Consider the following 21,169-nt stretch of genomic DNA (forward strand, 5'->3'; position numbering starts at 1 on the left):
ATTCTTGACCAAGCTTACGCCGTATGGTTACCTTACGCCGTAAGCCTGGCCGAGTCGGCGGCCGGTTCGATCAGCACCTGGAGCACTCGTGACCTCGACTGCGGATTCCCGCACCACCACCGTCCCAGCCCCGCGCACCCATGACGAGCGAGTCCGAACGGCCCGGATCACCGGACTGTGGTACCTCGGCCTCGGCGTGACCGGCATGGTGGGCTTCCTGCTGATCCGCGCGCAGCTGTTCGTTCCAGCGGATCCGGCAGCCACTCTGGCCAACCTCGGCGAGCAGGCGTCACTCGCTCGACTGGGGGTCGCCCTGGAGATGGGGGTGGTGGTCACCCAGACCCTCACCGCATTGTGGTTCTACCGTCTCTTCCGCCGCGTGGATTCCTTCGCCGCCGGCGCCTTGGCGACCTTCGGTCTGTTGAACGCCGTCGCCATCATGGGCAGCGCCGCCCTCCTTGCCACGGCCGCCGAGGTGGCGGCCGATCCGGCCGGGAGCATCGCCACCGATACCGGGGCTGCCGCCGGAGTGGTCCAGCTCAGCTACACCATCGCCGACCACTTCTGGGGCGCTGGCACGGCGTTCTTCGGACTCTGGCTGATTCCGATGGGCCGGCTCATCCTGCGCTCCGGCTGGCTACCCGCTCCGCTGGGCTGGACGCTCCTCGCCGGGGGTGTGGGGTACCTGGTCAGCGCGTTCATCGGGTACCTGTTCCCCGGCGCGGACACGCTGACGACCATTCTCACGGTGCCAGCCACCGTAGGGGAGCTCTGGACCCTGAGCTACCTCATCGTCGTCGGCGTGCGGCGTACTGAAACGCCTGCACCCTAGGGGCCACACCTGTCATCGAGGAGACAGGCAGTACGATGGGAGTCGTACACGGTTGCCCGGTCGCCCGAACAGGTAGATCACGCGGTACTCGCCGGCACGCTCGGCACTGACATTCTGCGATCGGCTACCACGACCAGGTGAGACTCGTTGCCCCGCACCGCGTGGCGCAGGCGTGCGACGTGATCCACCATGAAGCGAACAGGTTCACATCCGTGACAGACAACACTTTGACAGACGACGCCGTCGTGGATCTCAACGACGTCGTGGCCGACACGGTCGAGGCCGGCGATATCGCCGACCCGCACGCGGAGGTCACCAAGACATTTGCGGACTTCGGGGTCCGCGAGGACATCGCGGGCGCGCTCAGCGATGTCGGCATCACTCACCCGTTCCCGATCCAGGCACTCACCCTTCCGGTGGCGCTGCAGGGTCGCGACATCATCGGCCAGGCCAAGACCGGTACGGGTAAGACGCTCGGATTCGGCGTCCCCCTCCTGGAAGGCGTGGTGGCTCCCGGTGAGCAGGACTGGGACACGCTGCCGGACGCCGGCAAGCCGCAGGCGCTCGTGGTGGTCCCCACCCGTGAGTTGGCAGTGCAGGTGGCCGGGGATCTTGCGACGGCGTCCCGTCGCCGCAAGGTCCGCGTGCTGCAGGTCTACGGTGGCCGCGCGTACGAGCCGCAGATCGATGCCCTGACCAACGGCGTCGAGGTGGTGGTGGGCACACCTGGCCGCATGATCGACCTGCTCAAGCAGCGTCATCTGGATCTGGGCAAGGTCCGCACCGTGGTGCTGGACGAGGCCGACGAGATGCTCGACCTCGGCTTTCTCCCGGACGTGGAGACGCTCCTCGCCGCCACCCCCGCCACCCGGCACACGATGCTCTTCTCGGCCACGATGCCCGGCCCGGTGATCGCGATGGCGCGCCGCTACATGAGCCGCCCCACCCACATCCGGGCCAATGACCCTGGCGATGAGGGCGCAACGCTGAAGACCACCCGTCAACTGGCCTATCGCGCGCATGCGATGGACAAGGTGGAAATGCTCGCCCGCATCCTGCAGGCCGAGGGCCGCGGCTTGACGATCGTGTTCGCACGGACCAAGCGCACCTGCGCCAAGGTCTCGGACGAGCTGAACGACCGCGGGTTCGCCGCCGCCGCCATCCACGGAGACCTCGGCCAGGGCGCCCGCGAGCAGGCCCTGCGTGCGTTCCGCAACGGCAAGGTGGACGTTCTGGTCGCCACCGATGTGGCCGCCCGCGGGATCGACATCGATGACGTCACCCACGTGGTGAACTATCAGTGCCCGGAGGACGACAAGGCCTACGTGCACCGGATCGGGCGCACCGGTCGAGCCGGCAATACAGGTACTGCGATCACCTTCGTGGACTGGGACGACATGCCCAAGTGGAGCCTGATCGACCGCACCCTGGAGTTGAACATCGGCGAGCCCGCCGAGACCTACTCCTCGTCCCCGCACCTGTACTCCGACCTGAGTATCCCCGAGGGCACCAAGGGCAGGCTGCCGCGGTCGGCGCGGACCCGTGCCGGACTGGGAGCTGAGAATGTCGAGGACCTCGGTGAGACCGGCAACTCGGCCGGGAAGAGCCGTGGCAGCAGCGGGCACGGCGGCGGTCGCGATCGTCGTGACGGTGAGGGCCGGGCTGCTCGTGGCGGCCGTGGCGGACGAGATGGTCACTCCGACGGCGGGGGCGAGGGCCGTCGTCGAGCAAGGCGTGGCAGCAGCGGCCACAACGAGAACAGCTCGGAGCGTTCCGGCGGTCGGCGGCGGCGGCGTACCCGTGGCGGAGGCACCACCGAATAGGACCCGCGATCTCACCACCGGTGCCCGTGCTCACGTGTGGCCACGGGCGTCTCGACGGCGAGCAACTCGGATCGTTGCTGGCGGACGCGGGCGTGGAATGCCTCATCGATGTCCGGCGCTTCCCCGGGAGCCGCCGCAACGCCGCCGCTGCGAGTGGGGCCATTGAGGCTCTGACAACCGGGCTGGGGATCTCCTACCGTTGGGACTCGCGATTGGGCGGTCGCCGCCGACTCAGTGCCGCCGACGATGCCGCGTCACCGGACTCCTGGTGGAAGGTCGCCGCCTTCCGCGCGTATGCCGGTTGGACCCGCAGCGAGGAGTGTCGAGCCGGACTCCTCGATCTGGTGGCGGCAGCGCAGGGGAATCGCACGGCGATCATGTGCTCCGAGGCCGTCTGGTGGCGGTGTCACCGCCGGCTCATCAGCGACGTCCTGGTTCTGGAGCACGAGCTGCCGGTCCAGCACCTGATGCACGACGGCCGCCTGACGGAGCATCGCCCCAGCGACGGAGCTCGGGTCGGCTCCGACGGGCGCGTGTTGTGGGACGCGGTCTAGCCGTCGTTGCGGTCAACCGGCCAGGATGAACGCACGCACCGCATCGGCGATCAGCTGCACGGCAATGGCCGCGAGCAGCAGACCCGCGATCCGGGTGACCAGGATCGTGCCGCCTTCACCGAGCACCCGGTGAATGATGCCGGCGAACCGCATCGCCACGAACAGGCACAGGTGCACACCCACGATCGCGGCCACGATGGCCACCCACTCGGGCAGGCTCCCGCTCGAACTCTGCACCGCGAGCATGGCGGCCACGATGGCACCCGGGCCTGCGAGTAGTGGCGTGCCGAGCGGGACCAGGGCGACGTTCACCTTGCCCGACGGCGAGGGTTCCTCTGCCTTTCCGGTCAGTAGGTCCAGGGCCACCAGGAGCAGGAGCAACCCACCAGAGGCCTGCAGCGCCGGCACCGAGATGTTCAGGAAGTTCAGCAGGTGCTGCCCGAACAGCATGAAAACCACGATCACGCTGAAGGCCACACTCACGGCCTGCAGAGCGGCCTTCGCGCGTTGCTTCGCGGTCATCGTGGAGGTCAGCGCCAGGAATACGGGCACCGTCCCGGGCGGGTCCATGATCACGAACAGGGTGAGGAACGTGGTGGCGAACAGGGTGCCGTCGATCACTGCGCTCACGGGTAGACGACCTCCAGATGCCCCTCGGCCTCGATCACCTGCAGGACCTCTGCCGAAGACGTGTGCTCGCCGAGCCGGTTCGGTTTACCCGAACCGTGATAGTCGCTCGATCCGGTGACGAACAGGCCCAACTCGGCGGCCAGTACTCGCAGGTGCTCGCGATCGGCCTCGGTGTGATCGCGATGGTCGACCTCCAGGCCGGCCAAGCCCGCGCTCGCCATCTCCCGGATCACTGGCTCCTCCACGATCCGGCCCCGCGCACTGGCTCGCGGGTGGGCAAACACCGGGACACCGCCGGCCGCGCGCACGAGGCGCACCGCGTCCACGGCTGCCGGGGCGCCGTACCGCACGTAGTACTTTCCCGCCGGGGAGAGCAGCGAAGCGAACGCCTCGGCCCGGTCCGCCACGTACCCCTTGGCCACCAGCGCGTCGGCGAGATGCGGGCGCCCGATCGTGGCGCCATCGCCGGCCTGCGCCTGCACGTCGGCCCACGTCAGATCGAGGTCCTCGGCCAGACGCGCCACCATCGCCTGGGCGCGGCCGTCCCGCGAAGCGCGCGAGGCATCCAGCACCGCGCTCAGCGGGCCGTCCTCAGGATCGTGCAGATAGCTGAGTAGGTGCACGCTGATGCCACCGGCCGTGCAGGAGATCTCGGCCCCACGCACGAGTGCCACCTGCGCGGCACCGACGGCGGCAGACGCCTCGGTCCACCCGGCGGTGCTGTCATGGTCGGTGAGGGCCACCACGTCCACTCCGGCGGACGCCGCCTCATGCATGAGCTCGGCGGGTGAGGAGGTTCCGTCGGACACGCGAGAATGCGTGTGCAGGTCGATGCGCACGACGCCAAGACTAACGGCCACTGTCCGGTGAGTGAGACGCTCCGGAGTTTGCGATCATGGGACACATGGTCTCTTCCGCTGACGAATCCGTATCCGAGCAGCAGCCACTGGCCGATCGTGGCTCGAACCGCTCTCACCGGCCCAACTCGGACGCCTTCCGCACATTCATCGCCTCCGCGTGGGCGCCCCGCGATGAGCCGAAGGTGGCCCGGGCACGGGTGGCCGACCACGCTCGGTGGCGCCGGGATCAGATCGCGGAGCGGTTCCCCGGCAACCGCCTGGTCGTCCCGGCCGGCCCCTTGAAGGTTCGTTCGAACGACACCGACTACCGGTTCCGGCCGCACTCTGCCTTCGCGCATCTGACCGGGCTCGGCACGGACGAGGAACCGGACGCAGTGCTGGTGCTGCACCCGGAGGCCGGCGGTGGGTATGAGGCTGTGCTGTACTTCCGCCCGCTCGCGAGCCGGGACACCGAAGAGTTCTACGCCGACGCGCGCTACGGGGAGTTCTGGGTGGGCGCCCGACCGACCCTCGACGAGCTCGAGACCCGTACCGGCATCCGCTGTGCACACATCGACGAGCTTCCCGACGCCCTCGCCAAGGACGCCGGCCATGTGGCGATGCGCGTGGTCCGCGAGGCAGATGAGGCCGTGACCGCCCAGGTGGACGCCGCCCGCACGGCGGGGCAGGCGCAGGCCGAGAACACCACTGCTGAGGATGCCGCGCTGGCTGAAGCCCTCTCCGAGCTCCGCCTGATCAAGGACGAGTGGGAGGTCGAGCAGCTCCGCCAGGCCGTGGACGCCACCATCGAGGGATTCGCCGAGATCGTGCGTGCCCTCCCCCGGGCCACCGAGCACCCGCGCGGGGAACGCGTGATCGAGGGAGTATTCAGCGCCCGTGCCCGTGAGGACGGCAACGGCACCGGGTATGACACGATCGCTGCCGCAGGCGAGCACGCCACCACGTTGCATTGGATCCGCAACAACGGTCAGGTGCGCGCCGGTGAGCTGGTGCTGGTGGACGCTGGGGTGGAGGTGGACTCGCTCTACACCGCCGATGTGACCCGCACCCTGCCGGTGGATGGCACCTTCACCGACGTGCAGCGCCGGATCTACACGGCGGTACTCGATGCCGCCGATGCCGCCTTCGCCGCCGTCAAGCCCGGCCTGAAGTTCCGGGACGTACACACCGCCGCCGTGACCGTGCTGGCCGAACGGCTCGCCGAGTGGGGGCTGCTGCCCGTGGGAGTGGATGTGGCGTTGAGCCCGGCCGGCCAGCAGCACCGCCGGTGGATGCCGCACGGCACCAGCCACCATCTCGGCTTGGATGTGCACGACTGCGCCCAAGCGCGGCGCGAGATGTACCTCGATGCCGAGTTGGAGCCAGGCATGGTCTTCACCATCGAGCCGGGTCTGTACTTCAAGGCAGACGATCTGGCCGTGCCGGAGGAGTTCCGCGGAATCGGTGTGCGGATCGAGGACAACGTGCTCGTGACCGCAGACGGGGTGGAGAACCTCTCGGCCGCACTGCCCCGCCGCCCCGAGGACGTGGAAGCGTGGATGGCCTCACTGCGTGACTAGGTCGGCGGTAGTTCGTGACTGAGCCGGCCGTACCGGCCGGAGATCGCTCACCTGGCGGGGGCCTGCGCGGCACTCGGCGGGCGCTACCCGCGGCGGCCGTCGGGGCGTTCTCCGCGGCGCTGTACAGCGTGTTCTCGATCCGGCAGTGGGCGAGATTCGTCTCGCCCTCGTGGGACCTGGGCATCTTCACCCAACTGCTGCGGGCCTACGCCGAACTCCGCGCTCCGGTGGTGCCGATCAAGGGTGAGGGCTTCATGCTGCTCGGCGACCATTTCCACCCGCTGCTGGCCGTGCTCGCGCCGGTGTACGCGCTCGCACCATCGGGCCTGACGTTGCTGCTGCTGCAGAACGTCCTGATCGGCATCTCCACGGCGGTGCTCACCGGATGCGCCGTGCGCCACCTGGGCCGGGCAGGCGGGATCACCTTGGGCCTGGCCTACGGCCTGAGCTGGGGGCTGCAATCTGCCGTCGCGTCGCAGTTCCACGAGGTCGCCCTCGCCCTGCCCTTCCTGACGGCGTCCGGTGCGGCCCTGGTACGCCGGGACCATCGGGCGGCGGTGCTGTGGGCCCTGCCCCTGCTGGGGGTGAAAGAGGATCTGGGGCTCACCGTGGCCATGGTGGGCGTGGTGGTGGCACTGCGCGGGTCACGTCGCCTCGGCCTGCTGACGGCGGCCGGTGGCCTGGCCGCGTTCGTTCTGGTCACCAAGGTGGTGTTGCCCGCACTGAACCCCGATGGCGTGTGGGATTACGCCGACGACTCGATCCTGGCGACCCTTCTCGAGAACCCGGCGGCCGCCGTCGGGGCGCTGTTCACCGGGGCCGGGGCGAAGCTCGGCCTCGTGGTGATGGTGGTCATGCCGACGGCGTTCCTCGCTGTGCGCAGCCCGATCGCCTTGCTGACGCTGCCCACATTCGCGTGGCGGCTCACCTCCGATGTGCCATTCCACTGGAGCACGGACTGGCACTACTCGGCCGTGCTGATGCCGGTGGTGTTCCTCGCTGCCATCGATGCGGTCTTGGTGCTGCGACTACGCAGGTATGCCGCATGGATCGGGACCGGGCTACTCGTCCTCGCGCTGGCGGTCACGATCCGCTTCCCGCTGTGGCAACTCACCGAGCCGGAGTACTACCGGCCGGCGTGGAATGAGCAGGGAGCGCTCGCGGTCCTGGACGCGGTCCCTGATGGTGCGGTGGTGGCCACTGACATCACCCTGATGGGATACCTGGCTCCACGAGCCGAGGTGTACTGGGTGGGCAACGACAGTAACCCGGTACCGGATTTCGTGGTGGTGAACACCAGCTCCGGGGTCTACGGGGAGGCGCCGCCGCAAGACGTGGTTGCCTATGCAGAATCGAAGTTCCCCGGTGCATCATTCACCGAGGTGCTCGATCGGGACGGCTTCCTGATGGCCGAGCGAGCGTCGTGAGCGACGGGGCTAGCTCGGCGGCGGACCCTGGTTCGGCGGCTGCTGCACTGGCGGCGGCGGCTGGTGGGTCGGGGTCGGCTGGTGGGTCGGGGTCGGCTGCTGGGTCGGCGCATCCTCTGGCGGCCGGGGGGTCTGGGGCTGTGCCTCGTCCTGGCTGGGGCCGCCTGCTCCCTGACCCTCCGAGCCGAGCCCGCCAAGCACCCGGCGCGCCTCGTGCGCATTCTCTTCCAGGCACAAGATGGCGAAGGAGCCGGCGACCACCTGGGAGGTGGACGTGAAGTCCCGCTTCCCGCCCGACATCGCATAGGCGATCACCGCGAAGAGCATGCCGGCACCGGCACCGATCAGCAGAGCGGGCAGCAGTGTCTGAGCCAGGTCGCCGCCGAACAGGAGCAGCAGAATGCCGATGAAGAACCCGAAGTAGGCACCCGAGGCAGCCCCGCGCAGCGCCACATTCGGATAGGTGCGGCGGCCGGTGATCCGCTCCACCATCGTCAGGTCCTTGCCCACGATGGTGACCGCGTTGACAGTGAATTCCTGATCGGCCAGGTAATCGACCGCGCGCTGCGCCTCGAGGTAACTGGAATAGGTGGCAATCTCCACACCGCGCGGCTGATTGCCGGCGCGTGGGTCAGTCGGGCTCATAGCTGGCATGGGTCCATCCTCTCCCAGGTTCGCCCGCGATGTCATCCGTTGCGAACTCACCGGCTGACATAGGCTGCACCCGTGAGCACGACCACCAGCCGCGTCTTCGTCGCACGCCTGGCCGGCATCGGCGTCTTCGATCCGCTCGGGGACCGCGTCGGCCGGGTGCACGACGTCGTGGTGCTGCTCCGCGTGCGGCAGGCGCCCCGGGCAGTGGGACTCGTGGTGGAGGTTCCGGGCAAGCGCCGCATCTTCCTTCCGCTCTCGCGCGTGACGGCGATCGATCCGGGTGCGGTGATCACGAACGGGTTGCTGAACCTGCGCCGGTTCCAGCGCCGTGCCGCGGAGACCCTGGTGATGGGCCAGCTCCTGGACAGGGTGGTCTCCCTGCGCGACGGTCATGGCAAGGTGGCCATCCAGGATGTGGGCCTGGAGCAACAGCGGAACCGGGACTGGCTGGTCACCAAATTGTTCGTCCGCGATAGCAGTGGGCGCAGCGTGTTCAGCCGGGGTCAGAGTCAGATGCTCGATGTGGACCAGGTCACTGGCCTGGCCCCGTCGGCCGAGCAGCAGGGCGCCGCCGCCCTGCTGGCCACGATGGACGATCTCAAGCCCGCGGACCTGGCCGATGTGCTGCACGACCTGCCGCAGCGCCGCCGGAACGAGGTGGCCGCCGCCCTGCCGGACGGTCGGCTGGCCGACGTGCTCGAAGAGCTCGGTGACGAGGACCGGGTGGCCATCCTGTCAACTCTGGCCGCGCAACGCGCCGCCCACGTGCTCGACGAGATGCAGCCGGACGACGCCGCCGACCTGATCGCCGAGCTGCCCACGCAGCAGGCAAGCGAACTGCTCGAGCTGATGGAGCCCGACGAGGCCGAAGATGTGCGCCGCCTCCTCATCTATGACGATGACACCGCCGGCGGGTTGATGACCACCGAGCCGATCATCCTCTCCCCCGAGTCGTCCGTGGCCACAGCGTTGGCGCATGCACGTCGTCAGGACGTCACGCCTGCCCTGGCCGCGATGATCTTCGTGGTCCGCCCGCCCCAGGAGACTCCGACCGGCCGCCTGCTCGGGGTGGTCCACCTCCAACGGATGCTCCGTGAACCGCCGCATGAGGCGATCGGTGGTCTGCTGGACAAGGACGTGGAGGCAGTGGACCCGCACGCCCCGATCGGTCGGATCACCCGGTTGCTCGCCACCTACAACCTGACGGCCCTGCCGGTGGTGGACGCCGAGCGCCGGTTGCTCGGTGCGGTGAGCGTGGACGATGTGCTCGATCAGCTGCTCCCCGATCATTGGCGGGAGGCCGACGACGAAGTGACCGACGCCGCCCTGGGGGGCCAGAATGTCTGAGCGCCTGGACACACCGCTGAGGAACCGTCGCCGACTGTTCCCACGCCGCCGGAACAAGGACTCGTTCGGCAAGTTCGCCGAAGGGATCGCACGGTTCATCGGTACCCCCCGTTTCCTGCTGTACATGACGGTGTTCTGTGGCGTGTGGTTGGGGTGGAACACCCTGGCACCGCCGTCCTTGCAATTCGACGCACGTGCCCTGAACTTCACCCTGCTCACGCTGATGCTCTCCCTGCAGGCCTCCTACTCGGCCCCGCTGATCCTGCTTGCCCAGGACCGCCAGACTGACCGGGACCGGGTGACCGCCGAGCAGGATCGGCAGCGCGCCGAGCGCAATCTGGCTGACACGGAGTTCCTCGCCCGGGAGATCGCCGCGCTCCGGCTGGCCGTCAACGATGTGGCCACCCGGGACTTCCTGCGTAGCGAGTTGCGGAGCCTGCTGGAGGAGATTCAGGCCGAGCGGGAGGACCCGTCCGACCAGGACGTGGCCCGGGACACACCGAGAAAATCGGAAGGCGATCGGCGACCGTAGACTCGGGGTATGCCTGAGTTGATCGCACGCGTCCGCGAGGCCCTCACCACGGTGCTCGACCCGGAGATCCGGCGGCCGATCACCGAGCTCGACATGGTCAAAGACGTCGAGGCATCGGAATCTCCCGAGGGCGCCATCGTGACGGTGACGATCGCCCTGACCACCTCCGGCTGCCCGCTGCGCGAGACGATCACCCGGGACGTCACCAACGCCTCGGACGCCGTCGACGGGGTCGCTCGCACCCAGGTGACCATGACGGTGATGACCGACGAGGAGCGCACGGCGCTGCGTACCAAGTTGCGCGGCGGGATGGCCGAACCGGTGATCCCGTTCTCCCAACCGGACAATCTCACCAAGATCTACGCCGTCGCCTCCGGCAAGGGCGGGGTGGGCAAGTCCACCGTGACGGCGAACCTGGCCGCCGCGATGGCAGCCGACGGTCTCAAGGTGGGCGTGGTGGACGCCGATGTGTACGGCTTCTCCATCCCGCGCATGCTGGGCGTGGAGCTCCCGCCCACGAAGGTGGATGACATGATTCTCCCGCCGGTGGCGGGGGACGTGAAGGTGATCTCCATCGGCATGTTCACCGAACCCGGACGCGCCGTGGTGTGGAGGGGCCCGATGCTGCACCGGGCGTTGCAGCAGTTCCTGGCGGATGTGTTCTGGGGGGACCTGGACGTGCTGCTGCTGGATCTGCCGCCCGGCACTGGTGACATCGCGATCTCCGTGGCTCAGTTGCTGCCCAGCGCCGAACTACTCGTGGTGACCACCCCCCAGCTGGCGGCCGCCGAGGTGGCCGAACGCGCTGGTGCGATGGCCCAGGCCACGCAGCAGAAGGTCGCCGGCGTGATCGAGAACATGTCCTGGCTGGTGCAGCCGGACGGTAGCCGCCTGGAGCTCTTCGGTTCCGGTGGCGGCCAGCGGGTGGCCGACCAGCTCTCCGCCACCCTCGGCACCGACGTGCCACTGCTGGGCCAGGTGCCGCTCGAAGTGGCGCTGCGTGAGGGCGGGGACAGCGGCGCTCCGCTGGTCACGTCAGCAGCTGCCTCCGACGCCGCCGATGTGCTCCGCGACGTCGCACACACACTCGGTACCCGTCAGCGCGGGCTGGCCGGGCGCAAACTCTCGATCTCCCCGGTGGGCTGAGGCTGCCAGGCACGCCGGTCGGGCGCACGCGCGGGCCAGCCCGGAACGGCAGGTGATGTGACAGGGGCTCAGGCGAGTCAGGTGGCTTCGTCGTCGTAGGGAGCCCCGGTCGCGAGAGGATCGACCGGTTCGACAACCTCGGGTTCGACACCATCGGTCGCGGTCGTCGTGGCTCCGTCCTCATGCGCGGCCGCACTCTCCGTCGTCGCGGCACGGCTGGTGCCGTCGGTACCCGATCCGCCCGCCGCACGGCTGGGGGTGCGGGAGGTCGACGAGCGGGAGGAGCCGGTGCGGGTGGGCGTCCCGTTCGGTTTCGTGGGATTGACATCATCTAACAACGCATCGCGGACGATGCGGCGGGGATCGTACTGGCGGGGATCGAGCTTGGAGAAATCGAGATCCGCAGCCTCCGGACCAAGTTCTTCCTTGATGGTGGCGGTAGCCCCCCGAGCCATGTCACGCAGCGTGCGGACGAGCCGGGCGAGCTGCTCCGCATACGCGGGTAGCCGTTCCGGGCCGATCAGCAGCACGGCGAGAATGGCCACCACGGCCATCTCCTCAAACCCAAAGCTCACACCCGAAGCCTAGTCCTACTCACCGGGTGCGTTCGCCGTCCCCATCGTCCGGCGCCTGCACGTTCCGCATGGCTACTCACTGGCCCGCTCTCCGAGCACCACATCCACGTCACGGTCCTGGCCGCCCTCGCGCACGGTCAGCGTGATCGTCTCCCCCGGAGCACGGGAACGGATCTTCACGATCAGCTCATCTGGTGCCGTCACCGGTTCACCGTCCATCGCCACGATCACGTCACCAGGTCGCAGACCGGCCTCATCGGCCGGCCCACCAGAGACAATGGCCTCGAGGTCGTCGTCGGACTCTTCGAGGACCTGCACGCCTTCGCCGCTGTACTGCCCGTTCAGCGTGGCCCCGATGATCGGGTAGGTCGCCTCCCCCGTATCGAGGAGCTGCTGGGCGGTACGCCGCACCTGAGTGCTCGGGATGGCGAATCCGAGTCCGACGCTTCCTGCTGCGGATCCGGACTGAGCGGTGGAGGCGATCGCGGAGTTCACCCCGATCACCTCACCCGAGGCGTTCACCAACGGCCCACCGGAGTTGCCCGGGTTGATCGCTGCGTCGGTCTGGATGGCGTTCAGGAAAGAGCTGCCTTCCTCACCCGGGATGCTCACCGGGCGGTCCAGGGCGCTGACGATCCCGGCCGTGACGGTGCCCTCAAGACCGAGTGGAGCGCCGATGGCCACCACCGGATCGCCGACCCGGAGCCCGTCGGAGTCGCCGAGCACGAGCGGCGTCAGATCCTCGCGGTCCACCTGCAGCACGGCGAGGTCGTAGTCGACAGTGGATCCGACCACCTCGGCCGTTTCCTGACTGCCGTCGGAGAAAACCACGGTCACGTCCTGCGCACCGGCGATCACGTGATGGTTGGTCACCACCACGCCGTCCTCACGGAGCACGAAGCCACTCCCCGAGCCACCAACGCCACCGCCGCCGGTGCGGATGTAGACCGTGCTCGGCAGCACATCCGCGGCAATCCCCGCGACCGAGCCATCGCTGAGATCGCCCGGGCTCGCCGATGGGTTTCCTGCCGGGGCCGACGGCAGCGACGACGGCGCAGGCTCGTCGATGAGTTGCATGCCGCCGATCGCACCGGCGATCAGTCCGACAAGCAGGCTCAGCAGCATCAGGAGGGCGACGACACCACCCCGCACGCCACGCCTGCCCCCGCGCTGATCGCGCTCGCTGCTCTCCGGCGGCCATGCGTCGGAGCTTCGCCGCGTCGGCGGAGCCGGCGCCGGGGGGTTCGCAGTGGTCCCGTACCCAGATGCTGCGACCGGCAACTGCCACGGCGTCTGTCCCGGTGCGGTGCTCGGCTGTCCCGGTGCGGTGCTCGGCTGTCCCTGGTGCGGCCCACTCGCCGTCGGCTCGTTTGTCATGAACCAGCGAGCAGGACGTGCAGACCGTTCGCGAGCCGGTCCACGACGCCGGAGTCGTCGGCCTCGGACATGCGCATGATCACCTCATGGGCCGCCGTCGGGTCTTCGCCGGAGGAGACGGCGACGACGGAGCCGCCGCATTGCACGATCCACCAGTTCTCCGCGACCAGATACACCTCGTGGGGACCGACCTGCACCGGTTCGAGCGCCGCGACCATCGAAGTATCGAGTACGCCGCGCTGCTCCATCACGTGCACGACCGTGGCCCCGTCCACGAGGTCGAGCCGGAGGACTTGCCCGCCAGCATCGGCATTGTCCGCGACGCTGACGTTCTCCACTCGCATCCCCGCGGGTAAATCGCTCGGTGCCGACCACCCGGAGGCAGTCATCCACTCCAGCACAGTGCCGGAGATCTCCTCGCCGCCGGTGGTCGGAGAGCTATGACCGGCAGGGCTGACGTTGCCTAGGACCGGCATGGTGGTCAGGGCTGCTGGGTCCTTGAACGTGGGAACCATCGCGGTGAGATCATCAACCTGGCGTTGCTGGCCGCCAAGCACAAACAGGGCAATCGCGAACACGCCGGCTGAGGCAAGCGCACCGGAGATCACCCGCACCCGCGTGCCACGCACGGCGCGCTCCACCTCACCGGGCCCGGTACGCAGCGGCCCCGCGGTGGCTCCGGGGATGCTCAGCGCGAGCAACTTCTCGGTGAGATCCGGGTTGACCGGGACCGCTCGTGCCGCGCGTGCAGCATCCCGGCAGGAGCGCTCGGCGTCCACCCGGGAGCGGCACGCCGGACACTCCACGAGATGCTGCTCCACCTTGGCCATGCGTGCTGGCGAGAGCTGCCCGTCGACGAACGGGGACACGAGGGGGCCCAAGTGGCTCATTCGGCCACTCCGGCGGCCGGAGCGGGCGGGGCGGCAAGCACAGCAGGAAGGGCGGGCGCGCTCGGGTCCTCGCGGCCCGGATCCGGCCCAGGGCCGACCAGCAACCCGCCGTCCGGAGCGCCGGGAGCGCGATGCGCCAGAGCGTTACGCAACTGGGCGCGGCCGCGGTGGATCCGGGATCGCACCGTGCCCATGGAGATGCCGAGAGTCGCACCGATCTCCTCGTAGGAGAGCCCTTCGATGTCGCAGAGCACCACGGCCGCTCGGTACTGAGGTTTGAGACCGTCCAACGCCGCCTGAATGTCGGTGTCGAGGTTCTCATGCTCGTAGCGTCGCTCCGGTGAACCGGACTCGCCGGTGGCGGGGAGGCGCTCGGCAGCGGGTCCGAGCGCATCGAACCGGATGCGCTTCTTGCGCCGCTGCCCATCCAGGAACAGGTTCGTGGTGATGCGGTGCAGCCAGCCCTGAAAGGTGCCCGGGGCGTAGGAGTTCAGCGAGCGGAACACGCGCACGAACACTTCCTGGGTCAGATCCTCGGCATCGGCCCGGTTCCCGGTGAGCCGGTACGCAAGCCGGTAGACCCGGTCGGAGTTCTCCCGCACGACCTGCTCCCAGGTGGGCGGCTGCCAACCACCCGCAGAAGGATCGACGTCGGTGATCTCATTCGCGACGTCATCAGCGGCAACAGGAGTCATCGTATTCATGGCACCCACCATGGTAAGTCCCCTCCCTGAGAATTGCCTGGGAGCCGAAGCCTCTTGGCCCTCCCCCCGACTGCCTGCCCACCTCATCCCGGGCACGTCCCGGACCCGCGAGGGCATCGGCGCTACGATCGAGGGCACCATCAACCCCACACCGCCACGAACCGGCTCCGCCGGTGCCCCACCGGGAGGCCCACCATCGCTGCCGACAAGGCCCAGAGCTGGGCCTACACCGAGGACTACCTCACCGAGCCCGAACAGACCCAACTCGCCCGTGGCCGAGCCGAGGAATTCGGGATCACTCCGGTCTCCCCAGGAACTGGTGCCGCATTGCGCATGCTCGCCGCGGCGTCGAAGGCACGCGCTGTGGCCGAAGTCGGTACCGGTACCGGCGTCTCCGGCCTGTGGCTGCTGGAAGGAATGCTCACCGATGGTGTGCTCACCACGATCGACATCGAGGTGGAGCACCAGCGAGCGGCCAAGGAGACATTCGCTGCGGCTCAGATCCGCCCGACCCGCACCCGCACGATCTCCGGGCGAGCCCTGGACGTGCTCCCCCGGCTGGCCGACGCGGCCTACGACATGGTGGTGATCGACGGCGACCCCGCCGAGGCAGCCGACGATGCCGATCAGGCCATCCGGATGCTGCGCACCGGCGGAGTGCTTGCAGTGACCGATGCGCTCGCCCGCGATCGGGTGGCCGATCCGGCACGGCGCGACGAGCAGACCGTCGCGATGCGCGAGTTGGGCCGACGCATTCGTGAAGATGAGCGACTCATCCCTACGCTGCTGCCGGTCGGCGACGGCCTGCTGGTAGCCATCGTCCGCTAATCCCCGCTCGGCGCTCAGGTGAGCGACTGCAGCCAGCGGAACAGTAAGCGCGCACCGAAGCCTGTGGCACCCTCATTCACTTCGTGCTCGGGCTTGGGAGCACGCCCCGGTCCGGCGATGTCCAGGTGAGCCCACGCCCCGGATCCTGCGAACTGCTGCAGGAACAGGGCCGCAGTGATCGATCCCCCGCCCACCGAGGAATCGGTGGCGATGTGGCACAGATCCGCCACCGTCGAATCCAGCGCGGTGCGGTACTCCTGCACCAACGGCATCGCCCACACCTGCTCCCCGGTCCGCTCGGCAGCCGCTTCCAGCCCGGCCCGGAGGTGATCGTCGGTGGCGTACAAGGCGGCGTGCCGCTTGCCCAGCCCCAGGCTGGCAGCACCGGTCAGCGTCGCGACGTCCACGAGGGCGCTGGGCGCATACTCGGTGCGCGCCCAGGCCATCGCATCGGCGAGAACCATGCGACCCTCGGCGTCGGTGTTCCCGATCTCCACCGTGGTGCCATCGACCATCTCGACAACATCGCCGGGCCGGTAGGACGCTGCACCGACGGCATTCTCAGCCAACGGCAGCACGGCGATGACTCGCACCGCAAGCCCGGCGCGCGCGGCGCCCAGCACTGCGCCGAGCACGGCGGCCGCGCCGGCCATGTCGGTCTTCATCGGAATCATCGCCTCGCGCGGCTTCAGTGAGATGCCGCCGGTGTCGTAGGTGATGCCCTTGCCCACCAGGACGACAGGCGCACCATTCGTGGCGCCGGAGCCCGGGTGCTCCACGGTCACCAGGCGCGCCGGGCTGTCCGAGCCTCCGCCCACGGCGAGGATCCCGCCGAACCCGTGTTCAGCGAGCCAGCGCTCATCGTGGACCTGCACCTGGAGCCCGGTGTCCTGGGCGAGTTCGCGTGCCTGCCCGGCCATCCACTGCGGGTTTTTCACGTTCGACGGCGTCGCCGCCAGCCGGCGCGCCACCAGGGTCGTCTCGGCCGCCACGGCGCCTTCCGCCACCGCGGTGGCGATTCCCTCGGACTCGCTGCACAGCGTCAGTGCAGCAAGCGGCGACACTCGATCGGCAGCGGAGCCCAGGGACGGAGGCGAGTAGGCACCCAGTAGGACACCCTCGACGAACGAGGCAGCGGCGTCGTCAAGCAGCGTCGACAATACGATCGCGGCATGGTCGCACCCGGCGGTGGCCCGGGCAAGTGCGGCGCCGGCCCGGCGCGCGGACCGCTGCGTACCGTCACCCACGCCGAGAAAGACCACCCGCCGTGGCAGCCCGGCCCACGCGGCCACCGGAGGAAGTGGCGCCACCACCGCCTCCCCGGCGGCCCCGGTCGCGCCAGCCGACGCGGCCCACTCGGCGAACTCGATTCCGTACGCCGGCACCGCAGCGACCCGAAGGGAGACCGAGCCTGCGCCGTCGGGGCGATCGTGACCGGAAGCCAGAGCAAGCACCAGCGTGCTCTGCTCACCCCAGTCGCGCAGGTCATCCGCGCCAGGAGCGGCAGGTCCGGCAGTGAGTGTGGGGCCGTGAGCCATCCTCAGCCGGCGACGGCGGAGAGCGCGGCGCTCAGTTCATCGGCCTCAGTGGGCTTGAGTTCGACCACGAGACGACCACCGCCTTCGAGTGGCACGCGCATGATGATCCCACGGCCCTCCTTGGTGACCTCGAGTGGTCCGTCACCGGTTCTGGGCTTCATGGCGGCCATAGGGTTACTCCCTGTTCTCAGTGCGTGATGCGCCTCGGCGGTCGCGGGTTCGGTGACCCCCAAGCGACCCGCCAGTGGTGCTGTTCATGTCCCATTCTATGCCAGGTGTGACCCAGGACTCCATCACCTGCGGATCGCCGGCCTGAGGTTCGGGATCGTCGAAGGTCACCGCCCACCGGCCGCTGGAGAGGGCGACTGCCACACACGCCACGGCAGCGCATACCCCGGCCAGCATCCAGGTGATAGCGGTGACCCAGCCCATCAGATCCTCACTCGGGCCCGGCCGCGCCCGCCTGCGCGGCGGCCTCCGCGGCCTCGGCCATCTCCTGGCGTCGCCTGCTCCGATTCGCCTTGACCACCACGTCCACGGCTTCGGCCGGATCATCGGTGAGATGTAGCAGATCCAGGTCGTGGGAGGAGATCGTGCCGCGGCCCGCGAGCGAGTGCCGGATCCAGTCGATCAGCCCACCCCAAAATTGCGTACCCACCAGCACGATCGGGAACCGTTTGACCTTCTGCGTCTGCACCAGGGTCAGCGCCTCGAACAGTTCGTCCAGCGTGCCGTAGCCACCCGGGAGCACGATGAATCCCTCGGAGTACTTCACGAACATCATCTTCCGGGCGAAGAAATACCGGAAGTTCACCCCGAGGTCGACGTACTCATTCAGGCCCTGCTCGAACGGAAGCTCAATGCCGAGGCCCACGGAGATGCCGTCGGCGTCGTGCGCTCCCTTGTTGGCGGCCTCCATCACCCCTGGTCCGCCTCCGGTGATCACGGCGTAGCCGGCCTCGACAATGTGGCGGGCCACCTGCTGGGCGAGGTCGTACTCGGCATCCTCGGGGCGCATCCGCGCCGAACCGAACACGCTGACGGCGGGCCCAAGCTCGGCGAGTGCACCAAAGCCCTCCACGAACTCGGACTGGATCCGCAACACCCGCCATGGGTCGGAGTGCACCCAGTCGGCACCTTCGGACGGCTCCAGGAGCCGCTCGTCGGTCGTCTTCTCCGGAATCTGCCGGCCCCGTAACTGGACGGGCCCCTTCCAGTAGTGGCGCTTACGTTCGCGGCTCATCGGACGCTCCTCTCCTCGCCCGGGCCATCGGCCGGGGCGGTCAACCAGGCGGCCAGCGCGGTCGCACAGGTACGGATCTGCTCGGTGGGGGTGTGTTCGTCGTCGGCATGCGCCAGCGAGGGGTCGCCGGGGCCGAAGTTGACCGCGGGTACTCCGAGCTCACTGAACCGCGCCACATCGGTCCAGCCGTACTTCGGGCCCAGCTGCCCCCCAGTCACCGCCGTGACGGCCGCGGTGAACTCGCGCGCGGCCGGTGAGTCCATCCCGGGGCGCGCGCCTGGCGAGGAATCGGTCAGCTCCACGTCGTACCCGTCGAACAGCTCACGCACATGCGCGTAGGCCTGCTCCACACTCGCCGAGGGCGCGAAGCGGTAGTTCACGGTGACGACGCACTCATCGGGGATCATATTCGTGGCGATCCCGCCGCGGATGCCGACGGCGTTCATCCCCTCCCGGTAGACGAGACCGTCCACCTCCACCTCGGCGGGGGTGTAGTCGGCCAGTCGGGTGAGGATCGCGGCGGCGTCATGAATCGCGTTGTGTCCCTTCCATGCGCGGGCCGAATGTGCCGTCGTCCCGTGCGTGCGCACCTCCACGCGGAGGGTGCCATTGCAGCCGCCCTCGATCCCGCCGCCGGTGGGCTCGCCGAGCACGGCGAAGTCACCGGCGAGCCAGTCCGGGTGCGTACGCGCCACACGGCCGAGCCCATTCAGCGACGCCTCGACCTCCTCGTGGTCGTAGAAGACCCAGGTGACGTCCACACCCGGCTCGGCGAGCGTGACTGCCAGGTGCAGGGCCACGCCGACGCCGCCCTTCATGTCCACAGTGCCGCGCCCCCAGAGGATCTCCTGACCGTCACGTTCGAGGAGCTCGGTGGGTAGGTTGTCCTGGATCGGCACCGTGTCCAGGTGTCCGGCGATCACCACCCTGCGGTCTCGGCCCAGGTGGGTGCGGGCGACCACCGTGTCACCGTCGCGGAGCACCTCGAGATGGTCAGCGCTGAGCAGCACATCCTCGACGGCGTTCGCGAGCGCGGTCTCATTCCCGCTGACGCTGGAGATATCGCAGATCGCGCGGGTCAGAGTGACCGGATCGACCTCGCGAGGGTCAGGCAGGACGGCCGGTGGGGCCGGGGCATCAGGCATGGTCCGAGCCTATCCACCAGCCGCCGCGGCAACTTACGAACGCGCGTCGTGCAGCGTGCGCGCGGCTTCTGCGATCGATCCGGACAACGACGGGTACACCGTGAATGCCCCCGCCACCTGGTCCACAGTGAGCCGGTTCGAGATCGCCAGGGTGATCGGGAAAATCAACTCGCTCGCCCGCGGCGCCACCACCACGCCACCGATCACGGTACCGGAGGAGCGGCGGGAGAAGAGTTTCACGAAGCCCTCCGAGATGCCGAGCATCTTCGCTCGTGGGTTGCGCGCTAGCGGCAGCGTCGTCACGGCGCCGTTCACCTCGCCGGATTCGATGCGGTGCTGGGGAATCCCGACCGTCGCGATCTCCGGTGCGGTGAAGATGTTGGCGGAGACCTGGCCGAGATCGAGCGGAGAGACGGCGTCACCCAGAGAGTGCCACATCGCGATCCGCCCCTGCATGGCTGCCACGGAGGCCAATGGCAGCACACCCGTGCAGTCGCCGGCGGCATAGACGCCGCGCACCGTGGTGCGGGAGACCCGGTCCACCTGGATGTGTCCGGCGTCGTTCACGGCCACCCCGGTCTCGGCGAGGCCGAGGTCTTCGGTGTTCGGCACGCCACCGACGGCGATGAGGCAGTGGGACCCGGAGACCACTCGACCATCGGTCAGCTCGACCTCAACGCCGTTCTCCGTGCGGCGCGCTGATGCCGCACGGGACCGAGACAGCACCTCCATCCCGCGGCGCTTGAACACCTGCTCGATCAGTTCGGCGGCGTCGGCGTCCTCCCCGGGCAGCACCCGGTCCCTGCTGGAGACCAGCACCACATCGGCCCCAAGGGCGTTGTAGGCACCGGCGAACTCGGCCCCGGTGACCCCGGAGCCGACCACGATGAGCCGTTCGGGGGCCTCGGTGAGGTGGTACAGCTGCGTCCAGGTAAGGATCCGCTCCCCGTCTGGTTGCGCCGTCGGGAGTTCACGCGGCCGGGCGCCGGTGGCAAGCAGCACCACATCGGCGGGTAGTTTCATGTCACCGTGCGCCGTCGTCGCGACGACCTGGTGCGGTCCGTCGATCCGGCCGGTGCCGTCGACGAGGCGCACGCCCTCTCGCTCGAGGCGGGTGCGGATATCCGTGCTCTGCTTGTTCGCCAGCGCGACCACCCGGGCGTTGACCGTGGCGAAGGCCGCCTCGAATGAGACTTGCTCATCACCGCGCGGCCGGATGCCGAGCTCGCTCGCACTCTCAGTGAGGGTCATCCACTCGGCCGTGGCGATCAGCGTCTTGGAGGGGACCACATCGGTGAGCACGGCCGAGCCGCCCACCCCTTGGCGCTCCACCAAGGTGACGTCGGCCCCGAGCTGGCTGGCCACGAGGGCCGCCTCATAGCCGCCAGGGCCCCCGCCGACGATCACCACGCGGGAGCCTGCGCGGGTGCTGGAGCGGCCGACGCCACTGCTCTGCTCGGCGGGTACTGGTGCATCGGGAGTCGTCGTCACCCGTTCATTGTGCC

At 68.9% G+C, this 21,169-nt stretch carries 21 protein-coding genes; 9 read left to right on the plus strand and 12 right to left on the minus strand.

Annotated elements, in window-relative coordinates; translation table 11 throughout:
• The first annotated feature begins 88 nt into the window (after positions 1-88).
• From LQF10_RS14120 to LQF10_RS14130, 3 genes are all read left to right on the plus strand, one after another.
• Positions 89-832, plus strand: coding sequence for a DUF4386 domain-containing protein (locus tag LQF10_RS14120; protein WP_231064469.1), 744 nt, complete (start codon positions 89-91; stop codon positions 830-832).
• Positions 833-1,044: 212 nt separating this feature from the next.
• Positions 1,045-2,655 (plus strand): DEAD/DEAH box helicase, encoded by a 1,611-nt coding sequence (locus LQF10_RS14125; protein WP_435531405.1) that lies wholly within the window; start codon positions 1,045-1,047, stop codon positions 2,653-2,655.
• Positions 2,656-2,675: 20 nt separating this feature from the next.
• Positions 2,676-3,209: a DUF488 domain-containing protein gene (locus LQF10_RS14130; protein ID WP_231064470.1), complete on the plus strand. Its 534-nt coding sequence runs from the start codon at positions 2,676-2,678 to the stop codon at positions 3,207-3,209.
• Positions 3,210-3,221: 12 nt separating this feature from the next.
• Here LQF10_RS14130 and LQF10_RS14135 read toward each other — a convergent pair whose 3' ends face one another.
• On the minus strand, positions 3,222-3,839 hold the full coding sequence (locus LQF10_RS14135) for a MarC family protein (RefSeq protein WP_231064471.1): 618 nt from the start codon (positions 3,837-3,839) through the stop codon (positions 3,222-3,224).
• Positions 3,836-4,678, minus strand: coding sequence for a PHP domain-containing protein (locus tag LQF10_RS14140; RefSeq protein ID WP_231064472.1), 843 nt, complete (start codon positions 4,676-4,678; stop codon positions 3,836-3,838). The genes LQF10_RS14135 and LQF10_RS14140 overlap by 4 nt, the downstream gene beginning before the upstream one ends.
• 65 nt (positions 4,679-4,743) lie before the next feature.
• Between LQF10_RS14140 and LQF10_RS14145 the strand changes: the two genes are divergently transcribed.
• Together LQF10_RS14145 and LQF10_RS14150 are read left to right on the plus strand one after the other, a co-directional pair.
• Positions 4,744-6,258 carry an aminopeptidase P family protein gene (locus LQF10_RS14145; protein ID WP_231064473.1) on the plus strand — a complete coding sequence of 505 codons (1,515 nt, stop codon included), beginning with the start codon at positions 4,744-4,746 and terminating at the stop codon, positions 6,256-6,258.
• A 14-nt stretch (positions 6,259-6,272) separates the two neighbouring features.
• Positions 6,273-7,685, plus strand: coding sequence for a DUF2079 domain-containing protein (locus LQF10_RS14150; protein ID WP_231064474.1), 1,413 nt, complete (start codon positions 6,273-6,275; stop codon positions 7,683-7,685).
• A 9-nt stretch (positions 7,686-7,694) separates the two neighbouring features.
• Here the strand turns inward: LQF10_RS14150 and LQF10_RS14155 are convergent, their stop codons facing one another.
• Positions 7,695-8,339, minus strand: a complete 645-nt coding sequence (locus LQF10_RS14155) for a YflT domain-containing protein (RefSeq protein WP_231064475.1) — start codon at positions 8,337-8,339, stop codon at positions 7,695-7,697.
• A 72-nt stretch (positions 8,340-8,411) separates the two neighbouring features.
• Between LQF10_RS14155 and LQF10_RS14160 the strand changes: the two genes are divergently transcribed.
• From LQF10_RS14160 to LQF10_RS14170, 3 genes are read left to right on the plus strand one after another with little or no spacing between them, the layout of a single operon-like run.
• Positions 8,412-9,686 carry a magnesium transporter MgtE N-terminal domain-containing protein gene (locus LQF10_RS14160; protein ID WP_231064476.1) on the plus strand — a complete coding sequence of 425 codons (1,275 nt, stop codon included), beginning with the start codon at positions 8,412-8,414 and terminating at the stop codon, positions 9,684-9,686.
• Positions 9,679-10,218 (plus strand): DUF1003 domain-containing protein, encoded by a 540-nt coding sequence (locus LQF10_RS14165; protein WP_231064477.1) that lies wholly within the window; start codon positions 9,679-9,681, stop codon positions 10,216-10,218. Before LQF10_RS14160 ends, LQF10_RS14165 begins: the two co-directional genes overlap by 8 nt.
• Positions 10,219-10,227: 9 nt before the next feature.
• Positions 10,228-11,364 (plus strand): P-loop NTPase, encoded by a 1,137-nt coding sequence (locus tag LQF10_RS14170; protein WP_231064478.1) that lies wholly within the window; start codon positions 10,228-10,230, stop codon positions 11,362-11,364.
• A gap of 77 nt (positions 11,365-11,441) precedes the next feature.
• Here LQF10_RS14170 and LQF10_RS14175 read toward each other — a convergent pair whose 3' ends face one another.
• The 4 genes from LQF10_RS14175 to sigE form a co-directional block, all read right to left on the minus strand.
• Entirely contained in the window at positions 11,442-11,939 is a 498-nt protein-coding gene (locus LQF10_RS14175) for a twin-arginine translocase TatA/TatE family subunit (protein WP_231064479.1), read from the minus strand.
• A 72-nt stretch (positions 11,940-12,011) separates the two neighbouring features.
• Positions 12,012-13,091, minus strand: a complete 1,080-nt coding sequence (locus tag LQF10_RS14180) for a S1C family serine protease (protein ID WP_231064480.1) — start codon at positions 13,089-13,091, stop codon at positions 12,012-12,014.
• A 221-nt stretch (positions 13,092-13,312) separates the two neighbouring features.
• Positions 13,313-14,206 (minus strand): anti-sigma factor family protein, encoded by an 894-nt coding sequence (locus tag LQF10_RS14185; RefSeq protein ID WP_231064481.1) that lies wholly within the window; start codon positions 14,204-14,206, stop codon positions 13,313-13,315.
• Positions 14,203-14,910 carry an RNA polymerase sigma factor SigE gene (gene sigE / locus LQF10_RS14190; protein ID WP_354002587.1) on the minus strand — a complete coding sequence of 236 codons (708 nt, stop codon included), beginning with the start codon at positions 14,908-14,910 and terminating at the stop codon, positions 14,203-14,205. Before sigE ends, LQF10_RS14185 begins: the two co-directional genes overlap by 4 nt.
• Positions 14,911-15,105: 195 nt before the next feature.
• Between sigE and LQF10_RS14195 the strand changes: the two genes are divergently transcribed.
• Entirely contained in the window at positions 15,106-15,738 is a 633-nt protein-coding gene (locus tag LQF10_RS14195; protein WP_231067352.1) for an O-methyltransferase, read from the plus strand.
• A 14-nt stretch (positions 15,739-15,752) separates the two neighbouring features.
• On the opposite strand, the gene LQF10_RS14200 is transcribed toward LQF10_RS14195, so the two are convergent.
• From LQF10_RS14200 to LQF10_RS14220, 5 genes are all read right to left on the minus strand, one after another.
• Positions 15,753-17,276 carry a leucyl aminopeptidase family protein gene (locus LQF10_RS14200; RefSeq protein ID WP_231064482.1) on the minus strand — a complete coding sequence of 508 codons (1,524 nt, stop codon included), beginning with the start codon at positions 17,274-17,276 and terminating at the stop codon, positions 15,753-15,755.
• Positions 17,277-17,278: 2 nt separating this feature from the next.
• Positions 17,279-17,446, minus strand: coding sequence for a DUF3117 domain-containing protein (locus LQF10_RS14205; protein ID WP_231064483.1), 168 nt, complete (start codon positions 17,444-17,446; stop codon positions 17,279-17,281).
• Between the two features lie 269 nt (positions 17,447-17,715).
• Complete coding sequence (locus LQF10_RS14210; protein ID WP_231064484.1) at positions 17,716-18,519, minus strand: LOG family protein; 804 nt, start codon at positions 18,517-18,519, stop codon at positions 17,716-17,718.
• Positions 18,516-19,664, minus strand: coding sequence for a succinyl-diaminopimelate desuccinylase (gene dapE / locus LQF10_RS14215; protein WP_231064485.1), 1,149 nt, complete (start codon positions 19,662-19,664; stop codon positions 18,516-18,518). The genes LQF10_RS14210 and dapE overlap by 4 nt, the downstream gene beginning before the upstream one ends.
• A gap of 33 nt (positions 19,665-19,697) precedes the next feature.
• The gene (locus LQF10_RS14220) at positions 19,698-21,155 is read right to left on the minus strand and encodes an NAD(P)H-quinone dehydrogenase (protein WP_435531406.1); all 1,458 of its coding nucleotides are present in this window, start codon (positions 21,153-21,155) and stop codon (positions 19,698-19,700) included.
• Positions 21,156-21,169: the final 14 nt, after the last annotated feature.

It is taken from the genome of Ruania halotolerans (assembly GCF_021049285.1).
Lineage (GTDB): Bacteria > Actinomycetota > Actinomycetes > Actinomycetales > Beutenbergiaceae > Ruania > Ruania halotolerans.